This is a genomic window from Paenibacillus xylanexedens (assembly GCF_017874615.1).
Taxonomy (GTDB): Bacteria; Bacillota; Bacilli; order Paenibacillales; family Paenibacillaceae; genus Paenibacillus; species Paenibacillus xylanexedens.
In genome coordinates this window covers 67,162-89,497 of record NZ_JAGIKV010000020.1, presented here as the reverse complement: position 1 = coordinate 89,497, position 22,336 = coordinate 67,162, and the positions used below count along the sequence as shown (strand labels likewise).

Below are 22,336 nucleotides of genomic sequence, written 5' to 3'. Positions count from 1 at the left end.
ATGAAACAATTTACTATTGATACTATTGTTATACACTATGTAAAAATATTCAATATTTTAGTTAGAGCTATTCCAGCAAAATTATTTTAGGAGATGCACCAATGAAAGCAAGGGTAATCCGTTATTATCGTTTTGGCGAACCAGGTGAAGTGTTATGTATGGAAGAAAAAGATGTGATACCCCCTGGCCCCGGTGAATTAGCAGTGAGGATGTATGCTCGGCCTATTAATCCCTCCGATATTATTCCTGTTCGAGGAGCTTACCCGCATCGTACCCAATTACCAGCTGTTCCCGGGTTTGAGGGTGTGGGGATAGTAGAAGCAGTAGGACCGGGAGTATCCAATCAAATGTTGGGGCGTCGTGTCTTGCCGCTAAAAGGTGAGAATACTTGGCAGGACGTCGTGAAGACCATGGAGCGACATACGATTATTGTGCCAAATGATATCGATGATCAATCAGCCAGTCAGCTCTATATTAATCCGATTACGGCTTGGTTGATCTGCACGGAGGTGCTTAAGCTTACGTACGGTGATACCTTGATTGTGAATGCAGGGGGATCTGCGATCGGACGAATCTTTGCACAGATTTCAAAAATCTATGGATTTAAATTGATTGCGCTTACGAGAGATGATCGTCATACTGCTGAACTGTATCGTCTTGGAGCAGTTTCTGTTATCAATACAACGAGAGAGTTGCTACAGGAGAGAATCGCGGAATTAACAGAGGGGTGCAGTGCTGAGGCAGCTGTGGATTGTATTGGAGGGACAGACGGGGAACAATTGGTCAGTTGTCTTAAGCCAAATGGCACGGTCATCAGTGTCGGACTGCTTTCGGGGATCACACCGTTATGGCATGAAGTAACCCGGGGAACACAAGTTCATGTGAAACTTTTCTGGTTAAAGCATTGGGTGGAACGCTGTTCGCAACAACGATGGGAACAGGTATTTCATGAGGTGATGGAGCTGGTCAGAGCAGGGAGGCTTGTCATGGCAAACATTGGGGCGACGTATGAACTAACGAATGTACAACAGGCTATTGCAGCGGCTGAATCGGGTATCGAGGGGAAGGTTCTCTTATTACAGTAATGCATAAGACTTGGAAAAAAGTCTTAATCTCATTATCACATAAATTATTTTTTCGAAAATAAAGGTACACAAAAGATACATAATGAACTAAAATGAACTTATATGAACATTATCAAACTCAATCCCAACTAATTTAAATGACGAAAGGAATGGATTAATAATGGAAAATCGTTATGCTGCACATCCCAATGAAGTGAAAACGTATGATACATCTCGCCTGCGTGAGGAATTTTTGATGGAGCAACTGTTTGCAACTGATGAATTGGTAACGGTGTATTCTCATGTGGATCGTTATATTGTGGGAACGGCTGTACCTGAGAGCAAGGACATTACCCTTGAAGTAAACCTGAAAGATATCGGAACGAACTTTTTCCTGGAGCGTCGTGAAATCGGTATCATTAATGTAGGTGGTCACGGAACAGTGACAGCGGACGGACAAGGTTATGAGATTGGAGCGAAGGAATGTCTCTACATCGGTAGAGGTGTGAAGGAAGTTGTGTTCACGAGCAGTGACAAGGCTCAACCTGCCCAATTCTATTTTGTATCCACACCGGCTCATCACACCTATCCAACAGTAAAAGCAACACAAGAACAAGCTCAGCCGAATCATCTGGGCAGCATCGAAACTTCCAATGAGCGTACGATCTATCGTTACATTCACCAAGGAGAAGGTGGAATTCAGAGTTGTCAGTTGGTGATGGGCATTACCGAACTCGACAAGGGTAACATGTGGAACACGATGCCTGCACATACCCATAATCGCCGTTCCGAAGTATACTTGTACTGGAATCTTCCTGAAGACGGCGTTGTATTCCACATGATGGGCGAGCCGAACGAAACACGCCATCTGGTTGTACGTGATCGTCAGGCAATCATCTCGCCAAGCTGGTCCATTCACAGTGGTGTGGGTACAAGCAATTACACCTTCTGTTGGGCGATGGCTGGTGAGAACCAGACGTTCGAAGATATGGACGGCGTAGCCATGCAAGACCTGAAATAATAAATTACAGATGTCTGAGTTAAATGGACAGGGTAGACGCTAGAACACTCATTCATTTGACTCAGGTAGTATAGGAAGTTGATTATGATGAATCCATTGAAAAGACATGAAAAAATTATGGAGGCTCTGCTGGAACGCCAGGAAGTAACCGTCAGTGATCTGAGTGAGTTGTTGCAGGTGACGGGGAAGACTGTGCGAGAGGATCTCGACAAGTTGGAGAGTATGGGGTTACTCGTACGTGTCCATGGTGGTGCTATGCTGGCTCAGAATGACCAGTATGGCATCTTGAATAGCCGCGGAGTTACCGAGAAGCATCATCCAGAGAAGACGGAGATTGCTGAACGTGCCCTTGCTTACATTCGACCTGGAGATATCGTTGCCCTCGATGGTGGCAGCACTACGCTAGAGATGGCCAAACGTCTCGATAATCAACCGCTGACGGTGGTGACTAATGATCTATTCATCATTGCGGAGTTGACCAAAAAGGAGCAAGTGCGACTGGTTGTGCCTGGCGGGGCTCGTGTACGGAATATGTTGGTTGGGGATGATACGGCTGCGTTTATATCCAGTCTTAACATTCATAAAGCCTTTATATCCACGACAGCCCTTCATCCGGAATTTGGATTATCCATATACACGGGAGATCTGGTTCCTTTAAAAAAAGCAATGATATCTGCCTCGCAGCAAGTATACGGCGTTGTGGATCATTATAAATTCGGACAATTTGCACTGCGAACTTTCGCCCAGTGTTCGGAACTGGACTATATTATCAGCGATAGTCGTTTGGATGAAGAGACGGCTGCCTTATACGAGCAGAGCGGTGTCACAGTGGATTATCAAAGTTAACCTCATTCATTATTCATGGCATTAAAGAACGGACGGATCTAAGGATTGCATATCAAAACCATGCGGAGGAATCATTCATGAACCCATTTGATTTAAGCGGACAAGTTGCATTGGTGACAGGTACCTCGGGAGGACTTGGACAAGGGATGGCCATTGGTTTGGCAGAAGCAGGTGCTGATGTGGTGCTAGTCTCTTATTCCAAGCCTGCGGCAACGGCAAGTGCCATTGAAGCACTCGGACGCAAAGCTTATGTGATTGAAGCGGATTTAAGTCGTGAAGATGAGTTGTCGGCTGTGTTCGAACAGGCGCTTGCGTTCCAGGGCAGAATTGACATTCTCGTCAACAATGCCGGAATCATTCGTCGCACACCTGCGGCTGATCATGCAGTGCAGGACTGGCATGATGTAATTGGTCTGAACCTGAACACTGTATTTTTCCTAAGCCAATTGGCAGGCAGACATATGATTGAACGCGGAAGTGGCAAAATCATTAATATTGCATCCATGTTGTCCTATCAAGGTGGGATCAATGTGCCAGGGTATACAGCCAGTAAACATGGCGTTGCCGGTTTAACCAAAGCACTCGCCAATGAATGGGCAGGTAAAGGAATCCAGATTAATGGTATCGCACCTGGTTATATGGAAACCGATAATACTACCCAGATCCGTGCGGACGAGAATCGTTACCGGGATATTACAGCCCGTATTCCTGCGGGGCGTTGGGGAACACCTGAAGATCTGAAAGGCCCGGTTGTCTTTCTGGCATCTGCCGCTTCGGATTATCTGAATGGTCATGTGCTGAATGTCGATGGCGGCTGGATGGCACGTTAATCACTTGATCATCGGATTAGCATAAGGAGGCAGTGAGATGAAACTTGGTATTCTGGCACATACATTTGGCAAACAGCCTACAGCACAGCTTGCGCAGACGATTGCGGATAACGGATTTAATTCCGTACAGCTGGCCCTGGCCAAAGCATTATCAGATGTGGACTCATCGAATGGCAAGCTGAGCCCAGGGCTAGCTAATGAGATTGGAGATCAATTTGCACAGCGCGGGGTGAAGATTGCGGTACTGGGCTGTTATATTAATCCGATTGACCCTGATCCGGTAACAAGACGTGCGGACATTAATCGATTCAAGGAGCATCTGCGTTATGCCCGGGATTTTGGCTGCAGTATGGTTGCAACGGAAACCGGAGAACGGACCACCTATCAGGGTACGCACCCGGATGGATATGAAGAGAAGGCGTGGAGTGTGCTGAAAGAAACGGTTGAGGAGTTGGCTGAGGAAGCGGAGAAATGGGGCGTGCATGCGGCGATTGAGCCTGTGTCCACACATACTCTTCATACCCATGAACATATGACACGTTTGTTTGAAGAGATTCCTTCATCGAATCTGGGGATGCTGTTCGATCCGTGTAATCTGATCAAGCAACCACATACTGCAGATCAAGGGGCTTTCTTGCGCGAGGTGATGGAATCGCTGTATCAGCGCATGATTGTGATCCATGCCAAGGACGTAGCCTTCGATGCACAGGGAGAGAAATTCAATCCGGTACCTGGGACAGGTATACTGGATTACCCGTTATTTTTTGAATTGCTAAAAACGTATAAGCCACATATCGATATTTCACTTGAAGGCGTAACTGCGGAGGAAGCCGTACCTGCGGCCAAACATTTGCGTGAAGTATGGAGTGCAGTTCGGGTCTAACCAAACCCAGGATGAGGTATTGCATACCGAAGCCAAAGTAGCTAGCTGAAAAACCTTTGCGAGTGCAAAGGTTTTTTTGGTACAGAAATCGATAATGTACATATTTAATTTTTCTTATCGGAACAATCGGAAATAAGTCTTTTCAAATGCGACATCTTGTGAGAGAATATGGAAAACATACGCACCATGCGAAGACATCAAGAACTTCAAGAACGTATATATCAAGGGAGGATTCAGATTTATGTCAAACGAACGTGAGCTTTCATTTGAAACATTGGCAATTCATGCAGGCCAGGAGATTGATCCAACCACCAACGCACGAGCTGTACCCTTGTATCAGACAACATCCTATGGATTCAAGGATACCGAGCATGCAGCTAACCTGTTTGGTTTGAAAGAGTTTGGCAACATCTATACCCGTCTGATGAATCCAACAACCGACGTGTTTGAGCAACGGATTGCGGCGTTGGAAGGCGGAGCCGGGGCGCTGGCTACAGCTTCTGGTCAGGCAGCCATTACGTTTTCACTTCTGAATATTGCTGGTGCAGGCGATGAGATCGTGTCTTCGGCGAGTTTGTATGGAGGTACATACAATCTGTTCTCGACGACTTTGCCCAAATTGGGTATAGACGTGAAATTTGTGGATTCCAGTGATCCTGAGAATTTCCGGGCAGCGATTACAGAGAAAACGAAAGCATTGTATGCCGAAACGATTGGTAATCCGAAGGGGAATGTACTGGATATTGAAGCGGTGGCAGCCATCGCTCATGAACATGGAATTCCTTTGATCGTGGATAATACATTCCCAAGTCCATACCTGCTTCGTCCCATCGAACATGGCGCAGATATTGTCGTGCACTCTGCAACGAAATTTATTGGGGGTCATGGTACATCTATTGGTGGCGTTATCGTGGATAGCGGAAAATTTGACTGGAAAGCAAGTGGCAAGTTCCCTGGATTGACGGAGCCGGACTCCAGTTATAACGGTGTTGTATATACGGAAGCGGTTGGACCGATTGCTTATATTATCAAAGCTCGTGTACAACTTCTGCGTGACTTGGGTGCAACGATCTCTCCATTCAACTCATGGTTGTTGCTGCAAGGACTGGAGACATTACATCTGCGCGTAGAGCGTCATAGTAGCAATGCCCTTGCGGTTGCGGAATTCCTTGAGAAACATGAGGATGTGTCTTGGGTAAGTTATGCAGGTCTGCCGAGCCATGCTTCTTATGAGCTTGCACAGAAATATCTGCCAAGAGGGCAGGGTGCGATTCTGACCTTTGGAATCAAAGGTGGTGCGGACGCAGGTCGCAAATTGATTGAAAGTGTTAAACTGTTCTCTCACCTTGCAAACGTGGGCGATTCCAAGTCACTGATTATTCACCCGGCAAGTACAACTCACGCGCAGTTGACCGAAGATGAACAAACTGCAGCAGGGGTTAATCCGGAGTTGATTCGTCTGTCTGTGGGTACGGAGAACATTCAAGACATTATCTATGATCTGGAGCAAGCCATCAAAGCAAGTCAGGGAGCAAGTGTAGGCGCGTAAATGGCATGGGGTGAATGTGCGAACAATCACTTAAGCGATAGGCCATAAACAGGTCTCACGAATATCAATAGATGGTTAAAGCCGTTGTCCTCCGTGACAGCGGCTTTTTGTCTTTTTGAACACACATTTATGAGTAAGCATCGAAAAAAAGGCCATTTACAAATGAGGACCGCGGGCATATACTGATTAAAAGTTGTATTGAGTAAACACAATTGCATAAGTGCAAAAATGATTATCATTCTCATTCGAGATTATCTCAAAATCATTCACAAAACCATGCTGCTGCGGGATTCCCGCAGCAGCATGTGTCATTTTTAGGGCATTAACAATGGCTCTCATTCTCAATACAACTTCATTTTTGGGAGCGGAATTTAGCAGACTCGTCATCCGCAAACCTACCATTCGAAAGGAACGTGATTCATATGCAAGCGATACATCAACCACTACACAGACAGAAACAAGCGGAACAGCGCTTATCCCAAACACCAGGCCCAAACCGGGGACGTAAGCCTGATTTTCGAGCCATGTTGCAGAATAAAGAGATGCAATCTGCATTGGGCAGCGGGCTGTTGATGGTGATTGCCTGGGGAACTGCACCGTATTTTGGTACCTTATCCATCATGCTCTACATTGTGGCCTATGCCGTTGGCGGTTGGACCAAAGCGAAGGAAGGTATCGAGACACTGGTCAAGGAACGTGATCTGGATGTAAACCTGCTGATGATTGCCGCATCCCTCGGGGCAGCAGCCATTGGTTACTGGAATGAAGGCGCGATGCTAATCTTTATTTTTGCACTCAGTGGTGCGTTGGAAAGTTATGCGACAGAGCGCAGCCATAAGGATATCTCATCGTTACTCGCGCTGAAGCCGGAGACTGCACTGCGTATTGAGGACGGACAGATGAACCTCGTGGCTATTGATGATCTGGAACCTGGTGATCTGCTGTTGGTCAAACCGGGAGAACTGATTCCTGCGGATGGCGTGGTGTACCGGGGGAGTTCTTTTATCAATCAGTCGTCCATCACTGGAGAATCTCTGCCTGTGGACAAAGTTGCAGGGGATGAAGTCTATGCAGGTACGGTAAACGGGGAGGGCGCATTATACGTAGAGGTCACAAAATCGGCTGAAGGGTCACTGTTCGGCAAGATCATTAAAATGGTGGAAGAAGCGCAGGCGGAAGTGCCGGATTCTCAGCGTTTCATGGAGCGGTTTGAAGGAATTTACGCACGTATTGTTGTAGGGGTGACCTTACTTGTCATTGCAGGAACTCCGCTGCTGCTTGGCTGGACATGGAATGAGGCATTTTACAAAGCGATGGTATTTCTGGTGGTTGCTTCGCCTTGTGCATTGGTGTCTTCCATCATGCCTGTTATGCTGTCCGCGATGTCCAGCAGCGCCCGCCGTGGCATTCTCTTCAAGGGAGGTGCCCATATGGAGAATATGGCTCGGACGCAGGTCGTGGCTTTTGACAAGACAGGTACATTGACCATGGGTACCCCGCAAGTCACCGATATCATTACGGCTGAAAATGTAGATCGCGCCCAGCTCTTAGCTGCGGTAGCGGCGATTGAGAACCTGTCCATGCATCCCTTGGCTCGTGCCATCGTAGATCAGGCGAGCAAGGAGAACATTACAATTCAGGATGCGGAGCACGTACAGGCTCTAACAGGCTGGGGTATCGAAGGAACGGTAAACGGTGTGGTCTGGAGCATTGGCAAAACAGATGTATTGGGATCAATGCAGTCAGAGGAGATGAAAGATAGCTACGTTGATGATCCAGATGAACATGGTGCTAACCATGTGAAGGGTTCTTCTGAGTGGGGCGATGTATGCTCCCGTCTTGAGGGGGAGGGGAAAACCGTATCCGCTGTTATGGCTGATGGTGAATTAGTCGGGCTGATCGCGATGCGGGACACGGTACGGCCACAGGCAGCAGCTGCAGTGAAAAAGCTTGAAGCGATGGGTGTAAAAGTTGCCATGTTAACAGGAGACCGAGCCAGATCAGCTTCTGTTATTGCCCGTGAAACAGGAGTAAGCATGGTCTATGCAGACTTGCTGCCTGGGGATAAAGTGAAGCAGGTCCAAGCACTCTGCAAACAGTATGGTCCTGTGCTGATGGTAGGAGATGGTGTCAATGATGCACCGGCACTTGCAGCAGCTACTGTGGGTATGGGGATGGGATTGTCCGGCAGCGGGACTGCACTGGAGGTCGCTGATGCGGTACTGATGAACGATAACATTGAAGAGATCGCTTGGGTGATTGGGCAGGCTCGTCGAGCACAGCGTACAGTGAAGCAAAATATGTTTTTTGCCATCACCGTTATTCTGGCTTTAATTGCTGGTAACTTCCTCCAAGATGTCGCATTGCCTTTGGGTGTGGTAGGTCATGAAGGAAGTACAATTCTGGTTATTCTAAATGGGCTTAGACTGCTACGGTAATCAGATTTGAAGAGGAAAATGAGTAATTGGTTTCGCTAGTAGTATGCGGCTGGTGGAACAGCTTACGTTTGAACCTTGGGTCAACGGGTAATGATTCGAAGAGACGATTCGATACTAAGGGAGCTGTGAAATATGGGACGTTATGTACAAGTGGAACCAAATGTAAAAGTATATGTTGAAGATATAGGCGAAGGAACCCCGGTTGTCTTTTTGCACGGCTGGCCTGTTAATTATAAAATGTTTGAATATCAATTGAACGTATTACCGAACCATGGCATTCGTGCCATTGCGATAGATTTTAGAGGATATGGCTTATCGGATAAGCCATCCACAGGATATGATTATGATCGCATGGCAGACGATGTTCGTGCCGTTATTGATGATCTGGAGCTGAAAGACGCGGTACTCGCAGGATTCTCTATGGGTGGAGCGATCGCAGTACATTACATGGCTCGCCATAAGGGACATGGCGTCTCCAAGCTGGCCTTGTTATCTGCGGCAGCACCTGTGTTCACACAGCGTGAAGGATATCCGTATGGATTGACTCCAGAGCAGTTGAACGAGCAGATCATTGAGCCGATCTTCGCAGATCGTCCGAAGTTACTGGAGACGTTTGGCGGCATGTTCTTCGCGAAGAAACACAGCCAGCCATTCATGGATTGGTTCCACGCCATCGGCATGGAGGCTTCATCTTATGGTACTATTCGCAGTGCAATTGCGTTGCGGGATGAGGACTTGCGAGGTGACCTGAGTTCCATTCAGGTGCCAACAGCCATTTTGCACGGGAAAAAAGATGAGATCTGTCCGTTTGAGTTCGCCGAGCAGATGCACCAAGGCATCGCTTCGTCTCAACTGATTGCTTTTGAAGAGAGTGGTCATGGTGCATTCTATGATGAATTGGAAAAATTCAATTCGGAACTGATTCGTTTCATCCAATCCTGATCAGGAGAGGGCGCAATACCTCTGACAGACGGTCCCAGTAATTTCATGGAATCTTCATTTGTGGCTAAACAAAGAACCCGGTCGACAGTCTTGGACTGTTCGCCGGGTTCTTTAGTCTTCAATTAAAACAGTTCCGTCAGACCGATCATTGTGATGAGCCCGAGCAAAAACGAGATAGTCGCTACACGTGCATTGCCATCACCGTGACTCTCAGGAATGAGTTCCTTATAGACAATGAACATCATTGCACCCGCTGCAAAGGCCAGACCATAAGGCACAAGACCAGCTACGAGACTGCTTAATGTGTAACCAATCATAGCTGTAATAATCTCTACCGCTCCGGTCAGGGTGGCAATACCCAGCGCTTTGAAGCGGCCAATGTTCTGATTTACTAGGAAAAGGGCCACCAGGAATCCTTCCGGCGCATTCTGCAATCCAATGGAAAAGGCAATGAGGTTGCCCAGGTTCTCATCCGAGCTTGCATAGCTGACTCCAACGGATAACCCTTCCGGCAGGTTATGCATGGTGATGGCTGCAATAATCATGAAGGCTTTGGCTTCAATTTTAAAGGGCATTTTCTCGGGATTCTCCAGATCGACGTGTGGAATCTTCATCTCCAGCACCAGTAGCACCAGGCTACCAAGCATAATACCAAATGCGAGTACAAAGAGATTTGATTGGCCAAGCGCTTCCGGAATGAGATTATACACCGAGGCCGAGGTCATAATACCTGCGGCGTATGCCAGCAAGATATCACGCAGACGGTGCGATATTTTGCGCATAAATAGAATCGGTACGGCCCCTAGGCCGGTAGACATGGCTGATATAAAACTGCCAATGAGTGCATCGTTCATGCTTCCATTTTCCCTCCTGATGAAGACTTCTTCATAATCGCTGCCGAGCATTGACACCGTACATAAAAGAGATCATAATGAACAACAGATTAGAATGATTATAAATTAGAATTCCGTTTCTGAATAGGGCAATTGTCATTACACGGGCAGGTCTTGTGGACATGATGTAGGCTTTTCGTTCTAGTGTATGCAAAAGCCTAAGCTTTTGATGCCGGAGGGCCCGACCTTTTTGCAGAACCCGGGGGAGGAACTATACATGTATAAATCAATCATTATCGGAACAGGCCCTGCAGGGCTGACAGCAGCAATCTATCTGGCACGTGCCAACATGAACCCACTCGTTATTGAAGGACCACAACCTGGTGGCCAACTGACAACAACGACTGAAGTGGAGAACTTCCCAGGTTTCCCTGATGGTATTATGGGTCCTGAACTGATGGACAACATGCGTAAACAAGCTGAGCGCTTCGGTGCTGAATTCCGCACAGGCTGGGTGAACAACATCGACATGAGCGAGCGTCCATTCAAGATTCAAGTTGAAGGTATGGGTGAACTCGTATCGGAAACATTGATCCTGTCCACAGGCGCAACTGCTAAATACCTGGGTATCCCTGGCGAAGAAACGAATATAGGCCGCGGTGTCAGCACATGTGCAACATGTGATGGATTCTTCTTCCGTAACAAAGAAATCATCGTCATCGGCGGTGGTGACTCTGCTCTTGAGGAAGCAAGCTTCCTGTCCCGTTTCGGTTCCAAAGTAACGCTGGTACACCGTCGTGAAGAACTGCGTGGCTCCAAAATCATGCAGGATCGTGCACGCAGCAACGAAAAAGTAGAAATGGCTTTGAACCGTACACCACTCGAAGTACTTGCTGGCGACAACGGCGTAACCGGATTGAAAGTGTTGAACAACGAAACAGGTGAAGAAGAAGTGATTCCGGCAAGCGGCGTATTCGTAGCTATTGGTCACACTCCAAACACTGGTTTCCTTGGCGGACAGATCACTACGGACGAACATGGATATATCCTGACTACACCAGGTACATCCGAGACAAACATCCCAGGCGTATTCGCATGTGGTGACGTTCAGGATACACGTTACAAACAAGCGATTACAGCTGCAGGTAGCGGATGTATGGCTGCCATGGACACAGAGAAATACATTGAGAGCTTGGAGCACAGCGCAGTTGTTCTGTAATAGAATGAGCTGATTCCAACCAAACGATAGATTAATAAAAAACATATGAGGTGAATTAAACATGGAAAATGTAATTTTATATACATCTACCAACTGCCCGAACTGCAAATCCGTAAAAACGTTCCTGGCTGACAAAGGTATCTCTTATGAAGAGCGCAACATCGAAACTAGCGATGAATTTGCGCAACAAGTATGGGACATGGGCGTACGTGCTGTGCCATTGACTGTAATTGGTGAACATCGCATTCTGGGTATGAATAAAACCCAATTTGCCAAAGCATTGGACGCTTAAATCTGGCTGATTATCTGGATCATCATGTGTTGAAAGAAATTTTCGATTCATATGCAATTCCGGTTTTCGCGAGCCGTTAGGATATAGAAAGAACCGTACCCGGAAGGGTACGGTTTTTTGTGCAAACGCAGAATATGATCTAGAAAAAAATACTCATGAAAGTCTGAAATACAACATACACCAGCAATCCTGACAGCATGTACATGAAACCAGCCTTCTTTTTGCTCTGAAACAATCGGAGTATGCCAAGGCTGAACAGGGGCGCAAGCACAATCAGGAACAGGAGGACGGTGACAAACATTTGCGCCGAGATATCTGAAGTATCCACGTAGGTCACGCTTTTTTTCACTCCGTTTCATTATCGGAATTAACACAGCTATATTCACACAGCCATGACAAAAATCACATAACCCCATTATACATCTGGATTTCTTTAACAAAAAGGGAGGAAATGGGGCGAAATGATGTCAATTTTCATCTGTTATTAGACAGACACTCTTATTTTTCCTAAAAACTGGGATATTGCAGAGTAAGCGGCACCAACGCGGGTGGAACGGCTGCCCAGAGCTGCCCATTCAATCTGCAAACTGCGGCGGTGATAAGGTAATGTACGTTCCTCGACAACTTGTTTTAGAGCCGTTTCAATCCAGGGACCTGCTTCAGAAAGTGGGCCACCAATGATAATACGTTCCGGGTTGAAACTGTTAACGATATTGGTAATGCCAATCCCCAGTTTGCGTCCAATTGTGTTGTATAATTCCTGAACAGCCTCGTGGCCTTGCTCCGCATAATGAATAAGCTCTCGTGTGGTATGAGCAGGTAATTTTAGCTGATGATCCGGGTGCTCGTAGGCTTTTTCCGATGCGTATAACTCCCAGCAACCACGATTACCACAGGAGCAGGGCAGACCTTCCGCTTCAATGGACATATGGCCTGTTTCCCCTGCGTAGCCCCATGCGCCTTTGTATAATTCACCATCTACCATGATGCCTGAACCAATCCCCATCCCTGCACTGATGTAGATCATGTGACGGACACCGATACCTGCCCCAAAATTCAGCTCTCCATGAGCACCAGCATTGGCTTCATTATCGATCGTTACAGGCAGTTCAAATTCTTCTTCAAGTATGGAGCGCAGAGCTACCTTCTCCCACCCCAAGTTGGGTGCAAACAGGACCGTTCCTGCCTCATCCACCATGCCGGGCACGCCGATACCGATGCCAATGACACCGTGAGGGGAAGCAGGGGCTGCTTCAATGAGTTGTTTTGCTGCCAATTTCAATTGCTCCAGTACAGAGGACACGTCATGATGTTCCAAGGTCACTGCGTACTCTGTAATGATGTGTCCTTCGAGATCTGTAAGCACGCCTTTCAAATGGGTCACACTGAGTTCCAGACCGACTGCATAGCCTGATGTCCCTCGAAACAGCAGCATGAGTGGTTTACGACCGCCGCTGGATTCCCCAGGGCCAATCTCCTGTACCAGGTCATCACTGATCAGATCAGCAACCAGGTTGGATACCGTTGCTTTGTTCAGCCCCGTAACCTCGGACACTCGTGCGCGAGAAAGAGGGGCATGGCGCCGGATCATATCCAGAACGATCGACTTGTTTATTTTTTTGACCAGCATCTGGTCTCCGGTAATTTTCATATGGTTAAGGCACTCCTATTCTTCTGATAAAAGGGTTCTGACCCACATCCGAAACAAGTTATTCGACTATTATAGCGTAAACAACCGTGTAAAAAACATTTTTATTTTTACTTTGTTTAACCAATAGACAAAGTAAAATCGATGTGATAGGATAACGGTGTAAACGATTTCTTAAAACTATTGAGGAGGCATTTTACACATGGCCTATTTTGAATCCGTTAATAAAATTGCATTCGAAGGTAAAGATTCCAAGAATCCTTTTGCTTTTAAACATTATAATCCGGAAGAAGTGGTAGCCGGCAAATCGATGGAAGAACATTTCCGTTTTGGCATGGCTTACTGGCATACATTAACTGCGGGCGGCAGTGACCCGTTCGGTGCGGAGACAGCTGTTCGTTCGTGGGATAAATACTCGGGTCTGGACCTCGCGAAAGTACGCGTGGAAGCGGCATTTGAATTTTTGGAAAAAATGAATCTCCCGTTCTTCTGTTTCCACGATGTGGATATCGCACCAGAAGGCAACAACCTGCGTGAGTTCTACAGCAATATCGATACCATTGTTGATCTGATTGAAGATCATATGAAATCCAGCGGCAAAAAACTGCTCTGGAACACGGCGAACATGTTCTCGAACCCACGCTTCATGTTTGGTGCAGCATCCACATGCAACGCAGACGTGTATGCACACGCTGCAGCACAGATTAAAAAAGGTCTGGAAGTGGGTAAACGTCTGGGCGCTGAAAACTATGTATTCTGGGGCGGTCGTGAAGGTTACGACACATTGCTGAACACAGACATGCAACTGGAGCAAGACAACATTGCTCGCATGTTCCACATGGCTGTAGACTACGCGAAGGAAATTGGCTTTGACGCACAATTCCTGATCGAGCCTAAACCAAAAGAGCCAACGAAACACCAATATGATTATGATGCAGCAACTTCCATTGCTTTCTTGCAAAAATACGGTTTGGACAAACACTTCAAACTTAACCTGGAAGCGAACCACGCTACACTGGCTGGTCATACATTCGATCACGAAATCCGTGTCGCTCGTACAAACGGCATGCTCGGTTCCCTCGATGCAAACCAAGGCGATATGTTGATCGGTTGGGATACGGATGAGTTCCCGGTTGATATGTACGATGCTACATTGACAATGTATGAAGTATTGAAAAACGGCGGTATCGGCCGTGGTGGTGTGAACTTTGACGCGAAAGTACGTCGTGGTTCCTTCGAAGCTGACGATCTGTTCCTGGCACACATCGCAGGTATGGACACGTATGCAAAAGGTCTGAAAGTAGCAGCAAAACTGATCGAAGATCGCGTATTCGATGACTTCATCGAAAAACGTTACAGCAGCTTCAGCGAAGGTATCGGCGCAGATGTGGTTGCAGGTAAAGCAACACTGTCTTCCCTTGCTGAGTATGCACTGAACAACGAAAGCCCACGCAAGAACCAATCCGGACGTCAGGAATTGCTGAGAGCACAACTCAACCAGTACATCTTGGCTGACTAATAGCGGATTAGGCAGGGTTGGTGCACGTCGACCACCGATGGTTACTCATATGTGGGTTGGACATCAGTATCCAAACTAGCCTATGAGCAAGATTAGCTTGTACGATGGAACGCCTGAACAAGCATGACATTCGGACCGTCCCCGACTTTCCCTTGGGAAGACGGGGGCGGTTTTTAAATTTTTGATATAAATGTTTGTCTAAGATGGTGCATGCTGAACGAAGTGAGCAGAAAGAACCCGAGGAAGCAAAGCGGTCGCATTTATTCCCGGATTTCTCCCTTGTCAAAGGGTATAAAAGAAATTTGGGGGTAACGGCGATCAGAGGGTTTTCTGCTCACGAAGTGACCACATGAGCATCAAGGATTTCATTTATAACCAATGACGAATCAAGGTCATTGGAACAATCTTTCTGTTATAAGAACGAGTACGTTTTACTCGTTTCATATCCATGTGTATGTCCAGTATCATGCATGTAAAACGGAGTGAGCAGAAAGGACCCGAGGAAGCGGAGCGTGCGCATTTATCCCCGGATTTCTCCCTTTTCAAAGGGATTAAAGGAAATCCGGGGGTAACGGCGATCCAAGGGTTTTCTGATCACGGAGTGACTTTCATGCGTACTTGGATCTTTCGTGGATATAACCTGTGATAAACGAGAGGAGTTAACTTATGAGCTACGTAATTGGTGTCGATCTGGGAACCAGCGCGGTCAAAACCGTGTTGGTCAATCGTGAAGGAAAAGTGGCATTTGAAGCATCCGAGGCATACCCGCTGTACCAGCCCAAGGCTGGATACAGCGAACAAAATCCCGAAGATTGGGTAGAGCAAGCCATTGTTTCCTTGCGTAAATTGCTGGAAGTGTCTGGCGTGCAGCCTTCGGAAATTGAGGGATTGAGCTTCTCCGGTCAGATGCACGGACTGGTCTTGGTAGATGCTGAAGGCAAACCGCTGCGTAACGCAATCCTGTGGAACGATACACGCACAACGGCTCAGTGCCGCCGGATCGAAAAAGTGCTGGATGGCAAGCTGTTAAACATTGCCCGGAACCGTGCACTGGAAGGCTTTACCTTGCCGAAAATTCTGTGGGTTCAGGAGAACGAGCCTGAATTGTTACAGCAAGCATCCTTGTTCCTGTTGCCAAAAGACTATGTTCGTTATCGCCTGACCGGGGATTACGCTATGGATTATTCCGATGCAGCGGGAACTTTGCTGCTGGACGTTGCAGGCAAGCAGTGGAGCAACGAGATTGCAGAAGCATTTGAGCTGCCGATCTCCCTTTGTCCACGTCTTGTGGAATCGTTTGAGGAAGTGGGCACATTGCTGCCTGAGATTGCGGATCAAACGGGGCTGGCGGCTGCGACGAAAGTATACGCAGGTGGTGCGGATAATGCGTGTGGTGCCATTGGCGCAGGCATTCTGAGTGAAGGACAGACGATGTGCAGCATCGGAACGTCCGGGGTTGTGCTTTCCTACGAAGAGCGTAAAGATCTCGACTTCGAAGGGAAAGTACACTTTTTTAACCATGGAGAGAAGGATGCCTTCTATATTATGGGTGTAACGCTTGCCGCAGGATATAGCCTGTCTTGGTTCAAGGATACGTTTGCAGCGGATAAATCATTTGATGTGCTCTTGCAGGGCATCGATCAGATTCCGGCGGGCAGCAACGGATTGTTGTTCACACCATATATCGTTGGGGAGCGTACCCCTCATCCCGATGCGAATATCCGTGGCAGCTTCATCGGTATGGATGCAGGACACAAGCTGGAGCACTTTGGACGTGCGGTGATGGAGGGCATTACCTTCTCGCTGCGCGAGTCCATTGATATTCTGCGTGGTGCAGGCAAAACAGTCAATGAAGTTATCTCCATTGGTGGCGGTGCCAAGAACGAAGCTTGGTTGCAAATGCAGGCTGATGTCTTTAACGCCACGATTGTGAAGCTGGAGAGCGAACAGGGTCCTGCGATGGGTGCAGCGATGCTGGCTGCCTATGGCTGTGGCTGGTTCCCGTCTTTGCAAGAATGTGCAACAGTGTTTATTCGTCCAGCGAAGTCCTATGAGCCGAACCCGGAAACGGTTGCCGTCTATGATGGACTGTTCGCACTGTACCAGGAAGTTTATGGACAGACTCGTAGTCTCAATGATCGTTTGGCTGAATACCGTTAATTCATTTATTTCACTACATTAATCTTATGATTACATTTAAAAGCATCCGCGAAGGCGGGTGCTTTTTTGTCGTTCATCAAGATTAACCCCATGAAAGGTTTCTTTGGCCTGCATATCCGCATTCCGGCTCTGCATAGATTGGAAATAGAGGATTGTGATTCGTCCAGGCATCGTGTGTCCGACATTTTAATAGGTAGAAGCTTGAGCGTGGGGGTGAAGCTTTGGATGGACATGAGGAACATGGAAGACCACAGATTACCTTGTCGATGATCGTTCGTAATGAAGAGAATCGTTATCTCAGGCAGGCACTGGAGAGACATCGTCCCTGGATTGATCGCGCAGTAATCATTGATGACGGAAGTACAGATGGAACGGTTGCGCTGTGCAGGGAACTTCTGGACGGTATTCCACTCGTATTAGTGGAGAACGCTGCTTCACGTTTTGCAGACGAGGTAAGCCTGAGAAAACAACAATGGGAAGAGACGGTGGCGACCAATCCGGAGTGGATTTTGAATCTGGATGCGGATGAGATTCTAACCAGTGACTTTGGGGTGGTACGGGATCTGCTGCTCAGTGGCAATGAAGATGCGATCTATTTCAGATTGTTTGATATGTGGAGTGAGACGCATTACCGAGAAGATGAGTTCTGGCAGGCGCATGCGTATTATCGGCCATTTCTGATTCGTTATCACCCGGGGATGAGCTATGAATGGAAGGAGACACCCCAGCATTGTGGTCGTTTTCCGTTAACGATCCAGCATTGGTCCTATGGATGTCATGCTCCCCGGGTGAAGCACTATGGTTGGGCGCGGGAAGAAGACCGTATCCGTAAATATGAACGCTATCAAGCACTGGACCCTGAAGCAAGATACGGTTGGAAGGAACAGTACGAATCGATATTGGATCAAGAGCCACGACTGTTGGCATGGTTCGAATAAGGAGAGGGGGAGTGAGCACATTGAAGAAAGACCCGTTACGCAAATCGCAAGAAGAATCCCAACCTCAAATAGAGCTGAATTCACATGAGAAAGAAAATCAGAATGAGAAGCAACATGAGAGCGCAAATGAGAATCAGAAAGAGAGCCAGAGTAATCATCCACCGTCCGGAGGTTCTGCTACATCGCAAGAAACCCGCCAATCGGAAAAGCTTGAAGAGCTTGGCCAGGAAAGAATACTGATCGCCAGCCCGGTTCGCCAGACAACTCCAGTGCTCCGTGAATTTCTGGATTCTCTGCATGCACTGGAACGAACAACAGTGAAGACGGACTATCTGTTTGTTGACGATAACGTGGAAGAAGCCGCATCGAATATATTACGTGAATTTGTGCTTCAGCATGAGGGGACGGTTATTCAAGCAGATGAACATGGTAGCGGTAGTCCTGACAACAAAGGGGTGTACAGCAAGGATGAGGGAGGACACTATTGGCAGGATGATCAGATTTGGCGTGTAGCCGGTTTGAAAAATCGCATATTGCAATATGCACGCGACAATCACTATGATGCGGTTTTCCTGATTGATTCTGACTTGGTGCTGCATCCGCGGACGCTGGAGCAACTTGTATCGAGTGGCAAAGACATTGTATCCAATATCTTTTGGACCCGCTGGCAGCCGGATGCCAGGGAAATGCCGCAGGTATGGCTGCAAGATGAGTATGCTTTGTTTCGCCGCGGTGGCAAAACAGTAGACGGAACCGAGACGGAGGACGAGGGCACGCAAACGACTGCTTTTCTAACTCAACTGCGGATCCCGGGTTGTTATGAAGTTGGAGGGCTGGGGGCATGTACCCTTATTCGCAAAAATGTTCTGGCAGCAGGAGTCTCATATGACCAGATTCCCAATGTATCCTTCTGGGGCGAAGATCGTCATTTTTGCATCCGTGCTCAGGCACTGGGTTTTCGTTTATTCGTCGATACTCATCTCCCGGCGTACCACATCTATCGATTGTCCGAACTGCCGGGGGTTTCCGCCTTTAATCGCAGGGCGAGAAGAGGGGATGAGACGATCAGTATTACCCTGTGTATGATTGTGAAAAATGAAGAAGCTTCCCTCGTCAGATGTCTGGACTCGGTCAACGGTATTGCCGATGAGATTGTAATCGTGGATACCGGTTCGACGGATCGTACCCGTCAGATCGCTTCCAGATATACGGATCGTATCGTTGATTTTGAATGGGTGGATGACTTTGCAGCAGCACGCAACTATGCCTTCGATCAGGCGAAGAGTGAATATATTCTGTGGCTGGATGCCGACGATGTGTTCGAACCGGAAGATCGGGCGAAATTGATCGCCTTGAAACGTTCGCTGGACCCGGATGTTGATAGTGTCACGATGGATTACAATCTGTCATTCACAGCAGATGGCAAGGTAGCCTACAGCCTGCGCCGGAATCGTCTGGTGCGTCGGGATCGGCAATTTCGCTGGATTGGTGCGGTGCATGAATATCTGGCTGTAGCGGGTAATCTGCTGCATAGTGATATAGCGGTTACCCATAAGAAAGATAAGGAGTATACCGATCGGAATCTGCGGATCTATCGCAAAAGGGAACAGGCCGGAGAGGAATTCGGGCCGCGTGACTTGTACTATTTCGGTAATGAGCTGAAGGACCATGGACAGCATGAGGATGCGGTGAAGTACTATGAGAAGTTTCTGGATACCGGATTGGGCTGGGTGGAAGATCAGATCGCTGCTTGCCAGAAAATTGCGGATTGTGAAGCTGCACTTGAACATTCGGAACAGGAAGTCACGGCGTTGTTCCGATCATTTGCCTATGATTTGCCAAGAGCCGAGATTTGCTGTCGATTGGGTGGTTATTTTGCCGACCGTGAAGATTATCGCAAGGCCCTGTTCTGGTACGAACAGGCGACTCGTGCTGTACGTCCTGATGACCCTATGGTAGTGCTGAATGAAGCAGCTTGGACCTGGATGCCGCATCTGCAACTATGTGTGTGTTATGACCGGATGGGTAACCGTGCCAAGGCCCGGGAACATAATGATATTGCACTCGCCTATCATCCAACACATCCAAGCATGTTATATAACGATCGATACTTTAAAGATTTGGAGAAGGATAACGTATTGGAAAATGCCTAAAGCATGCATATAGATTGGAACCGTAGATATAGATATTGCTGGAACAGTTGTTTGTGACAAGAGCCTCCTCTGATGAAAGAGTGGACGCAATGTGCCGCTTTTATGAGAGGGGGTTATTGACGTAATTGTATCAAAGGAGTTATTGTAGATATATTAAGTCTTTTATTAGGGAGGAATGAGATGATGAAGTATTCCAAAGCTACCAATTACGCCCTGCACACGATGCTTTTTCTTGCAGCATCCAATTCAGATAAACCTGTGGGTGTGCAGCAACTTTCAAAGTGGCAGAATGTTTCACCCACATATCTGTCCAAGATTTTAACCAAATTGACAAAAGAGGGGATGATTCATTCTTCATCTGGTGCCCATGGCGGGTATACACTTCAGGAGAAGTGGGAGGATCTTACGTTTTTGGACATCATCCAGGCCATTGAGGGTACAACCTCTCTGTTTGATTGTTGTCATCATAAACAGGGATGCTTAATTCAAGAAACCATGATCACTGCCGAAGGACAGATGGAAGAAGTGCTTAAAAATCGAAAATTATCTTCGATTGCCGGTAAAATATCAATGATGCATTAAGTATTTTTTTGTGTTTATAATAGATATAATTTGTCTTTTATATCTATTATAAATTTCAACAAACGAATATATCCAGAAGATTTCACACACTATTTTTTTGAATAAAGGAGACTGAAATGAATTCATTTATTATCTATTTATTGGCTTTAGGAGCCTTTGTTGTGGGAACAGCCGAATTTGTCGTATCTGGTGTTTTAGATATCATTGCCCGCGATTTACAGGTTTCGATCTCATTAGCGGGACAATTGGTCACCGTATATGCACTATTTCATGCATTGGGAGCCTGGGGTCTGGTCATGCTGACTTCCAAGTTACAACGTAAAAAAGTACTTCTGTATTCCATGCTTATTTTTATCTTGGGAAATATCATTGCATTCTTCAGTTTGAACTTTGGCATGCTTATGTTCTCACGCATCGTATTGGCCATGAGTGGTGGTCTGTATTTTGTCCTAGCCACGAACTATGCTGCAAGACTAGCTCCTTCTGGCAAACAGGGTAGTGCCATTGCAACTGTCATCACAGGATTCACCGTTTCATTGGTATTAGGAGTGCCGATTGGTACCTTCATTGCTGCCTACATGGATTGGCACTATGTTTATATCATGATTGCAATTATCGCATTTATTAATTTCATGCTGTTGTACAGATTTATTCCTCGAATGGAGGGTAACCCGTCTCTCTCCCTGAAGCAACAATTATTGATTATCAAAGATAAAAAGGTTATCACCGGATTATTAACGACTGTTTTCTGGATTCTGGGCTACACCATGGTATTTGCTTATATCGCTCCACTTTTAAGTTCAGTAGCCGATTTTTCAATAGAAATGATTAGTACGGCGTTACTTGTATTGGGTGTATTTGCATTCATAGGTTCCCGTCTTGGTGGCTATGCGGTAGATCGATGGGGACCTGTTCGCACGATTCCAATCAGTTTGATTATTCATGCTGGTGCCCTCTTTATTTTGCCAATCACAGCAGGTTCCACAATAGGTATTCTTCTGACCATCATGATTTGGGGCACAGCTGCCTGGATAACAACGCCCGCGAATCAGTTCTATTTGATAACATTGAGACCACAGTCTTCTGAAACAGTCCTGAGTTACAATACGGCAGTAATGAACATAGGTATGACTTTCGGTGCCGGATTGGGAGGTGTAGTTGTGAAATACAATTCCGTTCAAAATTTGGGGTGGATTGGTGGTATGGTCCTGCTGTTGGCGTTGGCGATTGCCCTTGTTTCCTTCAGGTTAACTACAAAGCCAAGTTGAATTCAATGTCTTTTTAAAAGGAAGAAGTGAATATTGGATCAAATGATTTCATCCAGGAGAGGATATGCTTTACAATAATGAATAACGGAAAAGCGGTGACGATGATTGCCTGTCTTCGGCTGCCGAATTGATGAATCAAGGGGAACTGGAT

19 protein-coding genes are annotated in these 22,336 nt (G+C 46.9%); 16 read left to right on the top strand and 3 right to left on the bottom strand.

Going from position 1 to position 22,336, the window contains the following annotated elements:
• The first annotated feature begins 101 nt into the window (after positions 1–101).
• From J2Z28_RS22865 to J2Z28_RS22830, 8 genes are all read left to right on the top strand, one after another.
• Positions 102–1,085, top strand: a complete 984-nt coding sequence (locus J2Z28_RS22865; RefSeq protein ID WP_211084417.1) for a zinc-dependent alcohol dehydrogenase family protein — start codon at positions 102–104, stop codon at positions 1,083–1,085.
• A 160-nt stretch (positions 1,086–1,245) separates the two neighbouring features.
• A complete protein-coding gene (gene kduI / locus J2Z28_RS22860) occupies positions 1,246–2,085 on the top strand; it encodes a 5-dehydro-4-deoxy-D-glucuronate isomerase (protein WP_211084416.1) in 840 nt (279 codons plus the stop codon).
• A gap of 87 nt (positions 2,086–2,172) precedes the next feature.
• Positions 2,173–2,931, top strand: coding sequence for a DeoR/GlpR family DNA-binding transcription regulator (locus tag J2Z28_RS22855; protein WP_181155596.1), 759 nt, complete (start codon positions 2,173–2,175; stop codon positions 2,929–2,931).
• A gap of 77 nt (positions 2,932–3,008) precedes the next feature.
• Complete coding sequence (gene kduD, locus J2Z28_RS22850) at positions 3,009–3,761, top strand: 2-dehydro-3-deoxy-D-gluconate 5-dehydrogenase KduD (RefSeq protein WP_036606921.1); 753 nt, start codon at positions 3,009–3,011, stop codon at positions 3,759–3,761.
• A 37-nt stretch (positions 3,762–3,798) separates the two neighbouring features.
• On the top strand, positions 3,799–4,644 hold the full coding sequence (locus J2Z28_RS22845) for a sugar phosphate isomerase/epimerase family protein (RefSeq protein WP_211084415.1): 846 nt from the start codon (positions 3,799–3,801) through the stop codon (positions 4,642–4,644).
• A gap of 241 nt (positions 4,645–4,885) precedes the next feature.
• The gene (locus J2Z28_RS22840) at positions 4,886–6,193 is read left to right on the top strand and encodes a homocysteine synthase (protein ID WP_211084414.1); all 1,308 of its coding nucleotides are present in this window, start codon (positions 4,886–4,888) and stop codon (positions 6,191–6,193) included.
• Between the two features lie 422 nt (positions 6,194–6,615).
• Positions 6,616–8,631 (top strand): heavy metal translocating P-type ATPase, encoded by a 2,016-nt coding sequence (locus J2Z28_RS22835; protein WP_211084413.1) that lies wholly within the window; start codon positions 6,616–6,618, stop codon positions 8,629–8,631.
• Positions 8,632–8,763: 132 nt separating this feature from the next.
• Positions 8,764–9,573 carry an alpha/beta fold hydrolase gene (locus tag J2Z28_RS22830; protein ID WP_211084412.1) on the top strand — a complete coding sequence of 270 codons (810 nt, stop codon included), beginning with the start codon at positions 8,764–8,766 and terminating at the stop codon, positions 9,571–9,573.
• Between the two features lie 122 nt (positions 9,574–9,695).
• Here the strand turns inward: J2Z28_RS22830 and J2Z28_RS22825 are convergent, their stop codons facing one another.
• On the bottom strand, positions 9,696–10,427 hold the full coding sequence (locus J2Z28_RS22825) for a ZIP family metal transporter (RefSeq protein WP_017692233.1): 732 nt from the start codon (positions 10,425–10,427) through the stop codon (positions 9,696–9,698).
• A 256-nt stretch (positions 10,428–10,683) separates the two neighbouring features.
• On the opposite strand from J2Z28_RS22825, the gene trxB reads away from it, so the two are divergent.
• Together trxB and J2Z28_RS22815 are read left to right on the top strand one after the other, a co-directional pair.
• Positions 10,684–11,625, top strand: a complete 942-nt coding sequence (trxB, locus tag J2Z28_RS22820) for a thioredoxin-disulfide reductase (RefSeq protein WP_036606934.1) — start codon at positions 10,684–10,686, stop codon at positions 11,623–11,625.
• Positions 11,626–11,686: 61 nt separating this feature from the next.
• A complete protein-coding gene (locus tag J2Z28_RS22815; RefSeq protein ID WP_036606936.1) occupies positions 11,687–11,917 on the top strand; it encodes a glutaredoxin family protein in 231 nt (76 codons plus the stop codon).
• A gap of 139 nt (positions 11,918–12,056) precedes the next feature.
• Here J2Z28_RS22815 and J2Z28_RS22810 read toward each other — a convergent pair whose 3' ends face one another.
• Positions 12,057–12,254 carry a hypothetical protein gene (locus J2Z28_RS22810; protein WP_017692236.1) on the bottom strand — a complete coding sequence of 66 codons (198 nt, stop codon included), beginning with the start codon at positions 12,252–12,254 and terminating at the stop codon, positions 12,057–12,059.
• Positions 12,255–12,401: 147 nt separating this feature from the next.
• Positions 12,402–13,568: an ROK family transcriptional regulator gene (locus tag J2Z28_RS22805; protein WP_211084411.1), complete on the bottom strand. Its 1,167-nt coding sequence runs from the start codon at positions 13,566–13,568 to the stop codon at positions 12,402–12,404.
• Positions 13,569–13,767: 199 nt separating this feature from the next.
• On the opposite strand from J2Z28_RS22805, the gene xylA reads away from it, so the two are divergent.
• From xylA to J2Z28_RS22775, 6 genes are all read left to right on the top strand, one after another.
• Positions 13,768–15,084 carry a xylose isomerase gene (gene xylA, locus J2Z28_RS22800; RefSeq protein WP_211084410.1) on the top strand — a complete coding sequence of 439 codons (1,317 nt, stop codon included), beginning with the start codon at positions 13,768–13,770 and terminating at the stop codon, positions 15,082–15,084.
• A 666-nt stretch (positions 15,085–15,750) separates the two neighbouring features.
• Entirely contained in the window at positions 15,751–17,244 is a 1,494-nt protein-coding gene (gene xylB / locus J2Z28_RS22795) for a xylulokinase (RefSeq protein WP_211084409.1), read from the top strand.
• A 221-nt stretch (positions 17,245–17,465) separates the two neighbouring features.
• On the top strand, positions 17,466–18,182 hold the full coding sequence (locus J2Z28_RS22790; protein ID WP_244988475.1) for a glycosyltransferase family 2 protein: 717 nt from the start codon (positions 17,466–17,468) through the stop codon (positions 18,180–18,182).
• A 1,082-nt stretch (positions 18,183–19,264) separates the two neighbouring features.
• Positions 19,265–20,335: a glycosyltransferase gene (locus J2Z28_RS31860; protein WP_211084452.1), complete on the top strand. Its 1,071-nt coding sequence runs from the start codon at positions 19,265–19,267 to the stop codon at positions 20,333–20,335.
• Between the two features lie 183 nt (positions 20,336–20,518).
• Positions 20,519–20,917, top strand: a complete 399-nt coding sequence (locus J2Z28_RS22780; RefSeq protein ID WP_036607093.1) for an RrF2 family transcriptional regulator — start codon at positions 20,519–20,521, stop codon at positions 20,915–20,917.
• 116 nt (positions 20,918–21,033) lie between these two features.
• The gene (locus J2Z28_RS22775) at positions 21,034–22,185 is read left to right on the top strand and encodes an MFS transporter (protein ID WP_211084408.1); all 1,152 of its coding nucleotides are present in this window, start codon (positions 21,034–21,036) and stop codon (positions 22,183–22,185) included.
• Positions 22,186–22,336: the final 151 nt, after the last annotated feature.